12 protein-coding genes are annotated in these 12,773 nt (G+C 63.6%); 9 read left to right on the top strand and 3 right to left on the bottom strand.

Annotated elements, in window-relative coordinates; translation table 11 throughout:
• Positions 1-3 precede the first annotated feature (3 nt).
• Entirely contained in the window at positions 4-1,071 is a 1,068-nt protein-coding gene (locus AB3X86_RS01895) for an aminoglycoside phosphotransferase family protein (protein WP_368594722.1), read from the bottom strand.
• A 223-nt stretch (positions 1,072-1,294) separates the two neighbouring features.
• On the opposite strand from AB3X86_RS01895, the gene AB3X86_RS01890 reads away from it, so the two are divergent.
• The 4 genes from AB3X86_RS01890 to rsmA all read left to right on the top strand — a co-directional run bounded on the left by AB3X86_RS01890 (position 1,295) and on the right by rsmA (position 7,072).
• Positions 1,295-3,667: an LPS-assembly protein LptD gene (locus tag AB3X86_RS01890; RefSeq protein WP_368594721.1), complete on the top strand. Its 2,373-nt coding sequence runs from the start codon at positions 1,295-1,297 to the stop codon at positions 3,665-3,667.
• Positions 3,668-3,732: 65 nt separating this feature from the next.
• Positions 3,733-5,097, top strand: a complete 1,365-nt coding sequence (locus AB3X86_RS01885) for a peptidylprolyl isomerase (RefSeq protein ID WP_368594720.1) — start codon at positions 3,733-3,735, stop codon at positions 5,095-5,097.
• Between the two features lie 13 nt (positions 5,098-5,110).
• Complete coding sequence (gene pdxA / locus AB3X86_RS01880; protein WP_368594719.1) at positions 5,111-6,121, top strand: 4-hydroxythreonine-4-phosphate dehydrogenase PdxA; 1,011 nt, start codon at positions 5,111-5,113, stop codon at positions 6,119-6,121.
• Positions 6,122-6,229: 108 nt separating this feature from the next.
• Positions 6,230-7,072, top strand: a complete 843-nt coding sequence (rsmA, locus tag AB3X86_RS01875; RefSeq protein ID WP_176367922.1) for a 16S rRNA (adenine(1518)-N(6)/adenine(1519)-N(6))-dimethyltransferase RsmA — start codon at positions 6,230-6,232, stop codon at positions 7,070-7,072.
• 44 nt (positions 7,073-7,116) lie between these two features.
• Here the strand turns inward: rsmA and AB3X86_RS01870 are convergent, their stop codons facing one another.
• Both AB3X86_RS01870 and gloA read right to left on the bottom strand, forming a co-directional pair.
• Positions 7,117-8,064, bottom strand: a complete 948-nt coding sequence (locus AB3X86_RS01870; RefSeq protein WP_368594718.1) for a DMT family transporter — start codon at positions 8,062-8,064, stop codon at positions 7,117-7,119.
• 187 nt (positions 8,065-8,251) lie between these two features.
• Complete coding sequence (gene gloA / locus AB3X86_RS01865) at positions 8,252-8,647, bottom strand: lactoylglutathione lyase (protein WP_176122451.1); 396 nt, start codon at positions 8,645-8,647, stop codon at positions 8,252-8,254.
• Positions 8,648-8,983: 336 nt separating this feature from the next.
• On the opposite strand from gloA, the gene AB3X86_RS01860 reads away from it, so the two are divergent.
• From AB3X86_RS01860 to AB3X86_RS01840, 5 genes are read left to right on the top strand one after another with little or no spacing between them, the layout of a single operon-like run.
• Complete coding sequence (locus tag AB3X86_RS01860) at positions 8,984-9,820, top strand: transporter substrate-binding domain-containing protein (protein ID WP_368594717.1); 837 nt, start codon at positions 8,984-8,986, stop codon at positions 9,818-9,820.
• 37 nt (positions 9,821-9,857) lie between these two features.
• A complete protein-coding gene (locus AB3X86_RS01855) occupies positions 9,858-10,574 on the top strand; it encodes an amino acid ABC transporter permease (protein ID WP_368594716.1) in 717 nt (238 codons plus the stop codon).
• A 21-nt stretch (positions 10,575-10,595) separates the two neighbouring features.
• On the top strand, positions 10,596-11,240 hold the full coding sequence (locus tag AB3X86_RS01850) for an amino acid ABC transporter permease (protein WP_368594715.1): 645 nt from the start codon (positions 10,596-10,598) through the stop codon (positions 11,238-11,240).
• Positions 11,237-11,989: an amino acid ABC transporter ATP-binding protein gene (locus tag AB3X86_RS01845; RefSeq protein ID WP_368594714.1), complete on the top strand. Its 753-nt coding sequence runs from the start codon at positions 11,237-11,239 to the stop codon at positions 11,987-11,989. Before AB3X86_RS01850 ends, AB3X86_RS01845 begins: the two co-directional genes overlap by 4 nt.
• 31 nt (positions 11,990-12,020) lie before the next feature.
• Entirely contained in the window at positions 12,021-12,770 is a 750-nt protein-coding gene (locus AB3X86_RS01840) for an IclR family transcriptional regulator (RefSeq protein WP_368594713.1), read from the top strand.
• The last annotated feature ends 3 nt before the right edge of the window (positions 12,771-12,773 follow it).

Below are 12,773 nucleotides of genomic sequence, written 5' to 3'. Positions count from 1 at the left end.
CGGTCAGAAGGTATAGCCGATTTCCTGCGCGCGGCCTTCGAGGTCGTCGAGCAGTTTCGCGAACCCGCGCAGCGGCGCATAACGCTCGGCCACCTTGCGCGCATAGCCGATGAAGCGCGGCAGGTCTTTCATGTAATGCGCCTTGCCGTCGCGGTAGTTGATGCGGCAGAACAGGCCCAGCACCTTGATGTGCCGTTGCAGCCCCATCCATTCGAGCTGGCGGTAGAACTCGCCGAAATCGGCATCGACCGGGAGGCCGGCTTTTTTCGCGCGCTCCCAGTAGTACACGAAGCAGTCGAGCTCGAACTCCTCGTCCCAGCTGAGGAACGCATCGCGCAGCAGCGACACGACGTCGTACGTGATCGGCCCGTACACGGCGTCCTGGAAGTCGAGCACGCCGGGGTTCGGCTCGGCGATCATCAGATTGCGCGGCATGAAATCGCGCAGCATGAAGCCTTGCGGCTGCGCGCGCGCGCTCGCGATCAAGAGCGCGAACGTGCGATCGAGCTGCGCGCGCGTTGCGGCATCGACTTCACGGCAAAGGTGCCGGCCGATGAACCACTCGGGCATCAGCTCCATTTCGCGATGCAGGAACGCTTCGTCGAACGGCGGCAGCACGTCTTCGCGCGAGCCGAGCTGCCAGCGGATCAGCGCGTCGAGCGCGTCGCGCATCAGCGTGCGGGCCGCGCGGGTGTTCCCCGCGGCCTGCGCGTCGGTCAGCGCGCCGAGGTAGGACGCGGTACCGAGATCGGTGACGAGCATGAAGCCCGCGTCGAAGTCGACCTCGAGCACGCGCGGCACGTGCACGCCGGCGGCGTCGAGCAATTGCGCGATCTGCGCGAATTCGCGGCATTTTTCGGGCGGCGGCGCGTCGACGGCGATTAGCGTAGCCGCGCCGTTGCCTTGCGGCGCCTTACCGGCGAGCCGGAAATAACGGCGGAAACTGGCGTCGGACGAGGCCGGAACGATCGTGTCGAGCTCCAGCGCATGACGCGCTGCGTGGCCTTGCAGCCAGGCCTTGAGCAGGGAGAGGCGGGTGTCGGTGAAGTCTTGAGTGGAAGGCAGCGTCATGAAAAGCGGCGGCAAATTCTTGGGGACAACGTCTTGCCATATAATACCCCACGACTTTTTTGACGCGACTTACACGCCAGCTTTCGCGTGCTCCGTTTTACCGCCCGCCTTATCACTCGGCAATTGGGAATCCAGACGTGCAGCCGACTCTCACGGTCGCGGTGTGCAGGCGGTGGATCGTGATGACGGAAGCTTGCACACGGGTCGACTCGCCAAACGATACATGCCGCCCAGACAGCTTTCCGATACCACTCCTTCCTGTGCAGTAGTGCCGCGCAAAAGGCGGCTCGTCGCGGCGTTGATCGCCGCTCCGGGCCTGATGCCCGCGCTTGCGCACGCCCAGCTGGTGGGGGAAGCTGCGCAACCGCAAGCGGTCTACCCGCCGTGGGGCATGCAGCTCGCTCCGCAGCTCGAAGAGCATCCGTTGCAAACGGGTCAGCGGCCGGCCACCTTCGTGCTCGGCGACCACGCGAGCGGCACGATCGACCAGGACCTCGCCGCCAAGGGCTCGGCCGAAGTGCGCCACAACACGTCCGTGATCAAGGCCGACGGCCTGCACTACGACCAGGACACGGACATGGCCGATGCGTACGGCAATGTCCACGTGATCAATACCGGCAATACCTTCATCGGGCCCGAAGCGCATCTGCGCGTCGATTCGACCGAAGGCTTCATGACCGCGCCGAAGTATCACTTCACGTTGACGGGCGGCTCGGGCAGCGCGCAGCGCGTCGACCTGCTCGACGCCGAGCGCTCGGTGTTCACGAAGGCGACTTACACGGCGTGCCAGTGCACGGACAATCCGGCCTGGTACATCAAGGGTAGCGAGTTCGATTTCGACACCGGCGCGGACGAAGGCGTCGCCTACAACAGCGTGCTGTTCTTCCAGGGCGTGCCGGTGTTCGCGTCGCCGTGGCTGTCGTTCCCGCTGTCGGGCGACCGTCGCAGCGGTCTGTTGCCGCCGACGTTCTCGCTGAGCTCGACGAACGGCTTCGAGCTGTCGGTGCCGTATTACTTCAACATCGCGCCGAACCGCGATCTGACCGTGACGCCGCGTCTGATCTCGAAGCGCGGTGTGCAATTGCAGAGCACGTTCCGCTATCTGTCGCCGACGTATTCCGGTTCGATCACCGGTGAATTCCTGCCCGACGATCGCCTGACGAAGACCAACCGCTACGCGCTGTACATCCAGCACAACCAGAATTTCGGTAACGGCTTCGGCGGCTACATCTACTACAACAAGGTCTCGGATAACACCTATCCGCAAGACCTGTCGTCGTCGGTCAACCAGTTCATGAACGGCCTCCAGCTCCTGTATCAGCAGGAAGCCGGGGTGACCTACAACAACGGGCCGTGGTCCGTGCTCGCGCGCGAGCAGCACTGGCAGACGCTGGAGGGGTCGACCGCCCCGTACGGCCGCGAGCCGCAGTTGAACGTGAAGTACGCGAAGTACAACATCGGCGGCTTCGACTTCGGCGCCGAAGCCGACTACACGAACTTCCGCATCACCACCGCGGACCTGACCGAAGGCCAGCGGGTGCTGTTCAACCCGTACGTGTCCTATTCGGTGGTGGGGCCGGGCTACTTCGTCACGCCGAAAGTGCAGTGGCACTTCGCGTCGTACAACCTGAACAACATCGGCACCGACCTTAGCGGCGTGCCGAACGCGCAGAAGAATTTCACCGAGTCGATCCCGACCTTCACGTTCGACACGGGGTTGACGTTCGAGCGCTCGGTGCGCCTGTTCGGCCAGGATTTCATCCAGACGCTGGAGCCGAGGCTGTACTACGTGTACACGCCGTACCGGAACCAGAACAACGCGCCGCTCTTCGACACCGCCGAGTCCGACTTCGGTCTCGCGGAAATCTTCACGCCGAACACGTTCGTCGGTAACGACCGGATCGCCGACGCGAACCGCCTGACCGCGGGTCTCACCACGCGCTTCATCAACCCGGCCACCGGCGACGAACGCGCGCGCTTCGTGATCGCGCAGCAGTACTATTTCCGGGATCAGCGTGTCACGCTGCAGCCCTCCCAGACGAGCACGCAGGCCACGCACTCGGACCTGATCGCGGGTGCGTCGATCAAGCTGGGCGCCGGTTTCGCTTCGGAAACGGCGTTCCAATATAATGCGGACAACAACCAGCTCACGAAGACGAGCGTCGGCTTCGGGTTCAGTCCGGAGACCGGCAAGGTCCTCAACGTGGCGTACCGCTACACCCGCGCCAACACCACGCTCGACAACCAGCCGATCAACCAGGTGCTGATTTCGGGCCAATGGCCGCTGTCGCATCGGATGTACGGTGTCGGCCGGTTCAACTACGACCTCGATGGCCACCGTATCGTCGACGGCCTCGTCGGCCTGCAATACGACGCGGATTGCTGGACGCTCGGCGCCGGCATCCAGCGCTACGCGAACGGCCTGAACTCGTCGGGACAGAATCAGTCGAGCACGCGGTTTCTGGCGCAGTTGACGTTCAAAGGCTTGTCGAGCGTCGACAATGGGCTGATGACCGCGTTCCGCACCAGTGTGGCCGGCTACACGCCGTTGCCGCCGCCGCCGCCGCCGGAGTCGCGGTTCACCAACTACGAATGACGGTCGCCCGGTCATTCACGGCTTGCGAAAAGACGGGCGAAGCGCCCGACATCATTGGAGTATCTGTGGCAATCATGAAACAGCTTCGCTTGGCAATACTCGCGGCGGGTCTCGTCGCCGCGGCGTCCTTCGTTCCAGTCGCGTCGGTACAGGCGCAGGCATTGGGCGGCAATAGCGGCCAGACGGTCGACACCATCGCCGCGGTGGTCAACAACGGTGTCATCACGCAGCGCGAGCTCGACGAGCGGGTCGGTCTGATCGCGCACCGGCTGAACCAGCAGAACGCTCCGGTGCCGCCGACGGATCAGTTGCGCCAGCAGGTGCTCACGCAGATGGTGCTCGAGCGCATCCAACTGCAAAAGGCCAAGGAAGACGGCATCAACATCGACGACGCAGCCGTGCAGCGCACGCTCGAGCGTCTCGCGCAGGCGAACAACATGCCGCTCGCAATGTACCGCGCGCGCATCGAGGCGCAAGGCGTGCCCTGGGCCACCTTCTCGAACGACGCGCGCACCGAGCTGACGCTGTCGCGTCTGCGCGAGAAGGAAGTGGACAGCAAGATCACGGTGACGGATGCCGAGGTCGCGAACTACATCGCCAGCCAGCGCGGCCCGGGCGCCGGCCAGACGAGCGACCTGCACATGCAGCACATTTTCGTGAGTGCGCCGCTGAACGCGCCGGAGACCGACATCGAGGCGGCGCAGAAGAAGGCCCAGGGGCTGCTCGCCGAAGCGAAGGGCGGGGCGGATTTCGGCAAGCTCGCGAAGGCCAATTCACAAGCGCCCGACGCGTCGCAGAACAGCGGCGATCTCGGCTTCCTCGCACCGTCGAAGCTGCCGCCCGAGTTCGTAAAGGCCGCCTCGACACTGCGTCCGGGTGAGATCAATCCGGATCTGATCCGCACCAACGACGGCTTCGAAATCGTGCGTCTGGTTGAGCGCCGTGCCGGCCAAGGCAGCAGCGCGGATGCGCCGAAGCTCGTGCAGACGCACGTGCGCCACATTCTGCTGCGCGTCGGCGACGGCCAGTCCGAACCGCAGGCACGCCAGAAGCTGATCGACATCCGCAATCAGATCGCCGCGGGCGGCGACTTCGCGAAGTTCGCGCACACCTACTCGCAGGACGGCTCGTCGTCGCAAGGCGGCGACCTCGGCTGGATCAGCCCGGGCGAGACGGTGCCCGAGTTCGAGCGCGCGATGAACGCGCTGCAGGACGGCCAGATCAGCGAGCCGGTGCGCAGCGAATACGGCTACCACCTGATTCAGGTGCTCGGCCGCCGCGATGCGGAAGGCTCGATTGCGCAGCAGATGGATCTCGCGCGTCAGGCCATCGGCCAGCGCAAGGCGGAACAGGCGTACGCCGACTGGCTGCGCGAGTTGCGCGATACCGCGTACGTCGAAGTGAAGCCGACCACCGCGAACGTGCAGTAACGGAGCCCATGCCATGACGAGCGCCGCTCAGCTCACCCACCGCCCGCTGCAGATCGCGATCACGACCGGCGAGCCCGCCGGCGTCGGTCCCGAGCTGACCGCGCAGGCGCTGGCGGGTGCGGCGGCGCACTGGCCTCACGCGCAGTTCACCGTGCTCGGCGATGCGCAATTGCTCGCTGAGCGGGCGCGCGCGGTCGGTGTCGATTGGGCCGCGCTGCTCGCGCAGGGCCCGCGCGTGCGGCTCGAACCTCACCCGCTCGGCGCGCCCGCGCGGGCAGGCAAGCTCGACGCCGCGAACGGCCGCTACGTGCTCTATCTGCTAGATGCGGCGATCGACGGTGCGGTGGCGGGCAGGTTCGACGCGATCGTCACCGCGCCGCTGCAAAAAAGCACGATCAACGACGCCGGTGTGCCGTTCACCGGCCACACCGAATATCTGGCCGAGCGCACCCATACGCCGCGCGTCGTGATGATGCTCGCGGGCACCGGCAAGCGGCCGCTGCGCGTCGCGCTCGCGACCACGCATCTGCCGTTGAAGGACGTGTCGGCGGCCTTGACGATCGAAAGCCTCGTCGCGACGCTGCGCATCATCGATCACGACCTGCGTCATCACTTTGGTTTGCCCGCGCCGCGCATTCTCGTGACGGGGCTCAATCCGCACGCGGGCGAAAACGGCTACCTGGGCCGCGAGGAAATCGACGTGATCACGCCGGCGTTGCAGCAGGTGAACGGCGAGGGCATCGACGCGCGCGGTCCGTATCCGGCCGACACGCTGTTCCAGCCGCGTTATCTCGACGAAGCCGACTGCGTGCTAGCGATGTTCCACGATCAGGGCCTGCCGGTGCTGAAATTCGCGACGTTCGGCGAAGGGATCAACGTGACGCTCGGGCTGCCGATCATCCGCACCTCGGTCGATCACGGCACCGCGCTCGATCTGGCCGGCACCGGCCGCGCCGACGCGGGCAGCCTGATGGCCGCGATCGAGACGGCTGTTTCGATGGCGCAGCATCGTCGCGCGGGCTGACGCACAGGTGACCTGAGCGGTTGCGGTGCCCGTGACGCGCCGCGTGGCGTCGTATTTCCATCGTGACGTCTTTCATTCTCAAGCAGTTTTCTTTCTAGCGTTTCTCCGATGTCCACCAGCAGACAGCAAGGCCGGCACCAGGGCCATCTCGCGCGCAAGCGTTTCGGTCAGAACTTTCTGGTCGACATGGGCGTGATCGATTCGATCGTCGACGTGATCCGGCCGCAGCGCGGCGAGCGCATGGTCGAGATCGGTCCGGGCCTCGGCGCGCTGACCGAACCGCTGATCGAGCGGCTCGCGACGCCCGAGTCGCCGCTGCACGCGGTCGAACTCGACCGCGACCTGATCGGCCGTCTGAAGACGAAGTTCGGCGACCTGCTCGAACTGCACTCGGGCGACGCGCTCGAGTTCGACTTCGGCTCGCTCGCGGCACCGGGCGACAAGGCGTCGCTGCGCATCGTCGGTAATCTGCCGTACAACATTTCGAGCCCGCTGCTGTTTCATCTGGCAACCTTCGCGGACCGCGTGATCGATCAGCACTTCATGCTGCAGAACGAGGTGGTCGAGCGGATGGTCGCGGAGCCGGGTACGAAGGCGTTCAGTCGCCTGTCGGTGATGCTGCAATACCGCTACGTGATCGACAAGCAGCTCGACGTGCCGCCCGAGTCGTTCCAGCCGCCGCCGAAGGTCGATTCGGCGATCGTGCGGATGATCCCGTACGAGCGGCACGAAATGCCGGTAGTCGATGAAAACGTGCTGGGCGAGGTGGTGACGGCGGCGTTCTCGCAGCGTCGCAAGATGCTGCGCAACACGCTTGCCGCGCTGCGCGATACCGTCGATTTCGACGCGCTCGGCTTCGATCTGCAACGCCGCGCGGAGGACGTGCCGGTTGCCGAATACGTGAGCGTGGCGCAGGCGGTGGCGGCGCGCTCGGCCGCGGCGCCGGAATAACCTGGACGCTCGACGCTTGACCGCGGCGGACGCCGTCCAGTCCCTTACCGCTTCGCCGGCGCGTTGACGAGCGCGATGCCGGTCAGCACCAGCAGCGCGGCGATCACAAAGCGCGCGCTGAACGACTCGCCGAGCAGCAGCACGCCGAAGGTCACGCCGAACATCGGCGTCAAAAACGAAAACACCGACAGCCGCGATGCGATGTAACGCGTCAACAGCCAGAACCACAACAGATAGCTGACGAACGCGACGATCACGGCCTGATACGCGAGACTCGCGAACGCGAGCGGCGTCACGCTTTCCACGCGCACTTCACCGAGCGTGAGCGCCAGCGCGAGCAGCACCGCCGCCGACACCGTCAACTGATAGAACAGCGTCTTGCTTGCGCTCGTCTGCGCGAGCCGCGAGCCGCGCACGACCACCGTGGTCGCGGCCCACGCGATGCCGGCCAGCACGCCGAGCGCATCGCCGGCCGCACCCGCGAGCGTCGAGCCGTGGGCTGCGCTTGCAGCCGCGCCGGCGTTCGGGTGCAGGAAGCCATCGGCGAACGCGAGCGCTATCCCCACGAACGCGACGCCGATACCTAGCCACTGGATGCGCCGCATGCGTTCGCCATCGACGAACCAGTGCAGGCCGAGTGCCGTGAAACACGGCGCCGTGTACAGAAAGACCGCCATGCGCGACGCACTCGTCAGCGTCAGGCCGAAAAAGATGCAAACGAACTCGGCCGCGAACAGCACCCCTGCAAGCAGACCCGCACCGAGCGTGCCGTCGTCACGAAAGAGCGGCGTGCCGCGCGAGCGCGCCCATGCCCACACGAGCAGTGCCGCGATCGTCGAGCGCAGCCCCGCTTGAAAGACCGGCGGCACAGCCGCATTGGTGGTCTTGATCGCGACTTGCTGTAGCCCCCAGATTGCGCATAGGCCGATCATCAACAGGATCGCGAAGCTATCCGGGGCGCGGCGCGCGGGCGGGGCGGTGGTCGTGCTCATCGTGAATAGTCGGCTTTATTTTTGATAGTGCCGGCGCGAGACAGGATTGCCGGGCGAATACGCCCGGCAGCACATCCCCGGGTACAACGTGAAGCCGGGCTTTATGGTCGTTCTGGCGCCTCGCCCGAATCTGAGCAGCGGGCGCATGCGTTTCGGGAAGTGCCCAGCGTGAACGGTTGAACTCGAGTCAGTCGACTCGTCCCTTCTTCTGTATCAGCTCGATTTTGTAGCCGTCCGGATCGGCGACGAAGGCGATGACCGTCGTGCCGTGTTTCATGGGTCCCGCTTCGCGCGTCACGACGCCGCCGCGTTTCTTCACCTGTTCGCACGCCGCATAGGCGTCGTCGACTTCAAGGGCGATGTGACCGTAGCCGGTTCCGAGGTCGTACTTGCTCGTGTCCCAGTTGTAGGTCAGTTCGATTGCTGCGCCTTCCGATTCGTCCTCGTAACCGACGAATGCGAGGGTGAACTTCCCGTCCGGGTAGTCGTTCTTTCGAAGCAGGCGCATGCCGAGAACTTCGGTGTAGAAACGGATCGAGGCGTCCAGATCACCGACTCGAAGCATGGTATGCAGGATACGCATGAGTACTCCTTTGACAGTTTGTCGATAAATGCATTGACCTGCGGGAATTGTAAATGATTGCCTGGTAGGGCGAAGCGGCGTGGCCAGCCCGGACTGGATGCGCCTCATGGAATCCGCTCGGACCTATTCCAACAAAAAGGTGTGGGCAATCAGGGTTTGTGTCCGGTTGCGGGTTCGATATTAGTGCCCAACACTCAGTATCAATCCGGTTCCTCAGATAGCAGTCTGATATATCGGACAATCGATGCGTGAGCCGGCGAATATTCATGCATGCCGAAAGGCGCCGAAGCCGGTACGTCTGCCCCGGAACCCTCTTCTCCGCATAGGACCCTGCCCATGAAGCTTGCCAATCGAGGCGCCAGAGCCGCCTTTCTGTTCGCTGTTGCTGGATTGCTCGCCATCACTGGCTGCACCAAGGTCGCCACGCCGGAGCAGAGCGCGGCGGCAGCTCCGTCGACGCTTCAGGGCGTGTTGCAGCGGGGCACGCTGCGCGTCGGGGACTGCCTGACGTTCGCGCCGTTCGGGTTCTACAACAAAGACGGCCAACCGGACGGCTATGACGTGGACCTCGCGAAGGAACTCGCGAAGCAGATGGGCGTGAAGCTCGAGGTCGTGAATACGACGAGCGCGAACCGGATTCCGAATCTGCAGACCAGCAAGGTGGACGTCGTGTTCTGCAACTTCACGCGCAATCTGGAGCGCGCAAAAGTGATCGAATTCACGGCCCCTTACGTGGTTGCCAGCGAAGCGCTGCTGGTCAGAAAAAACAGCGGTATTCAGTCGATCAAGGACATGGGCGGTCGCACGATCGCGACGGTCAAGGGCTCGACCAATGGCGATGAAGTGCGCTCGTTGAATATCCCGGTGAAGATCCAGGAATACGACAGCTCGCAGGCCGCGATACTTGCCGTCAAGCAGGGGCAAGCCGACGCGATGATCGAGGACAACAACTTCCTCGCGTATCAGGCCAAGCTCGATCCTGAACTTGCCGTCACGAACGAGGCGCTGGTGCCGCTCGAATACAACGCGTTCGGCGTCAAGGCCGGTGATCAGGAATGGCTCAACTATCTGAATCTGTTCCTCTTCAACGTCAATGCGTCGAAGCTCAACGCGCAGCTCTACAACAAGTGGTTCGGCACCGATCCGCGCTATCCGCTCAATCCGCAGTTTTAAAGCGCGGCAGTGAAACCCGCACTATGGGGAGCATGAGATGAGTTACGAGTGGCTGACTTTGTGGGGCTACGTGCCCGAGTTTTTGAGCGCGAGCTGGCTGACGTTGCAGGTGACCGTGCTGGCCTTCGTACAGGCGCTAGTCCTGGGTTTGTTGACCGCGCTGGCCGGCGCTTCTCCGCTCGCGCTGCTTCGGTGGATCGCCCGTGGCTACGTTGAAATCATCCGCAATACGCCTGTCCTCCTGCAGATTTTCATCGTGTTCTTCGGTCTGCCGTCGGCGGGTATTTCGCTCGACGCATACTGGGCGGGCGTCATTGCGCTCGGCGTCAACGTCGGTGCTTACCTGTCGGAAGTGTTCCGCGCCGGCATACAGTCGGTGCCGCGCGGCCAACTCGAGGCTGCCGGCATTCTCGGCCTCGAACGCGCGCAGATCTTCGTCGAGGTCGTCTTGCCGCAGGCGACGCGCGCGGTCTATCCGGCCATCGTCAACTACCTGATCCAGTTGCTGCTCGGCACGTCGCTGCTGTCCGCCATTGCATTGCCGGAGTTGACCGGCACGGCGACCGTGATCAACTCGCGAACGCTTCTCTACCTTCAGACGTTCAGCGTGACGCTCGTCGCGTATCTCGTGCTCAGTAACGTACTGTCCTGGCTGGCGGGCCAGCTCGGCGCGCGGATCTTTCATCCTCCCCTCGCCATGCCGGCGCGCAGCGGTTTCGGGACAGGCTTTATGCGCCGGACGAAGCGGGCCTGATTCCCGGATTGGAGTTGGATCATGTCAGTCGAATTGCTGAAAACCAGTCTATCGATCCTGCTGCAGGGTCTGATGACGACGCTGTTGCTCTCCATCGCGTCCATCGTGGGCAGCACGTTGATCGGCCTGTTCGCCGCGGTCTTGCGATCGTTCGGCCCGTGGGGCACCGACCGCATCGCCAGACTCTATACGGAGCTGTTTCGCGGCACGCCGGTGCTCATCACGCTGATGTTGATCTATTTCGGCGTGTCGTACTTCGGTTATGCGATCGACGTGTTCGCAGCCGGCGTGATTGGCTTGAGCGTCTATCAGGGCGCCTATATCGCCGAAATTTTCCGCTCAGGGATCGAAGCAGTACCCAAAGGTCAATGGGAGGTATCGCAGATCCTCGGCCTCACGCGGGCTCAGGCGTTCTCGTTCGTCGTGCTGCCTCAGACCGGAAAGATCGTGTTGCCGCCTCTCGTCGGACAGTATCTGTCGCTCATCAAGGACACGTCGATCGTCAGCATGATCGGAATGTCCGAGTTGATGCACGGTGGCCAGGCGATCGTCGACCGGATCGGCAAGCCGGTGGAAATCTATGGACTCGTCGCACTCATTTACTTCGCCGTGTGCTTCCCGCTTTCGCAATGGGTGCGCCACCATGACCGCAGGAGATTGTCGTGAGTAACCAAAGCCAAACCAGGCCGATCATTTCACTGACGGGCGTCAGCAAAGCATTCGGTTCGACGAGAGTGTTGAACGAAATCAATCTCGAGGTCCGCTCGGGTGAAGTGCTGGTGCTGATCGGCGCGTCCGGCTCGGGCAAGAGCACGGTCCTGCGAATCATGGCGGGATTGGAGACCACCGATTCCGGCGAGGTCTGGGTCAACGAGGTGCCCTTGCATGATCCGCGTCGAGCACGGGAGATTCGTGGCCACGTCGGCATGGTCTTCCAGCAATTCAATCTGTTTCCTCACAAGACCGCGCTCGGCAATGTCACGCTCGCGCTGATCAAGGCGCGCCGCATGAGTCCGGCCGACGCGCGCAAGCGCGCGATTGAGACACTCGATCGCGTCGGGCTCGCGGACCGCGCGGAACACTATCCCAGCCAGCTTTCGGGCGGTCAGCAGCAACGCGTGGCGATTGCGCGCGCGCTCGCGGTCGAACCCGGCATCATGTTTTTCGACGAGGCGACGTCCGCGCTCGACCCGGAGCTGGTCGGCGAGGTCACCGAGGTGATGCGCGGGCTCGCGCGCGACGGCATGACGATGGTCGTCGTCACGCATGAAATGGGCTTTGCCCGCAAGACCGCTGACCGCGTCGTCTTCATGGACAAGGGGGTCATCGCGGAGCAGGGCGATCCGGAGCAGATCTTCGTCAATCCCTCGAACGAACGCACCCGGCAGTTTCTGCATCGAGTTCTCGACCATTGACGGTCGGATCAACGCATTACGGAGTGAACGCATGGCTGTTACAGAATCGTCTCGGGCTAGAGGCGTGGACCGCGTGATCGCGATCTTCCGGCAATTGCATGTCGCCCAACGCCCGCTGACGATGCGCGAACTGATCGAGGCAACCGGTGCGCCGCGTTCGAGCATTTACGAGCTGGTCGCGATTCTCACGGAAGTCGGCTGGCTCGAGACGGCCGCGGATGGCAGCGTGTTTTTTGGGCGCGAGATGCACTACTACGGGTCCGACTATGCCACGCACAACGATCTGATCAGCCGTGCGCATCAATCCATCCTGGGACTGGTGAGGAAGTACGACGAGACCACGCAGCTGTGCATGCTGGAAGGCAACAAGTACACGGTCGTGTTGTCCGAGCACAGTGCGCGGCCCTTCAACATCAGTTCGGACATCGGCGTGAGAGTGCCGATACCTTGGACCGCTACCGGACGTCTGCTGCTGGGTCACCTGAGCGCCGACGAGATTCGCGCGCTGATTCCGGCGGAAGATTTCATTCTCGACAATGGGGCGAGCATCGAATTCGACGCATTCCTGAAGGACGTGCAGGCCGCAAAAGAACGAGGCTACTGCTGCACCGAAGGACTTTCGAACGCGTTCAGGCTGTGTATGGCAGCGCCGATTCGCGATCGTGCGGGACTGCCGATTGCAGCGCTGTGTTTCATGACTGGCCGCGACACGAGCCCGGACAGGCGCGGCGTGATGCTCGACGATCTGTTGCAGTCCGCGAAAGCGCTGTCGCAGAGATAGCGT

Source organism: Paraburkholderia sp. BR14374, assembly GCF_040948685.1.
Classification (GTDB): Bacteria; Pseudomonadota; Gammaproteobacteria; order Burkholderiales; family Burkholderiaceae; genus Paraburkholderia; species Paraburkholderia youngii.
The sequence above is the reverse complement of the archived record's forward strand: the minus strand, read 5'-3'. Positions and strand labels throughout refer to the sequence as shown.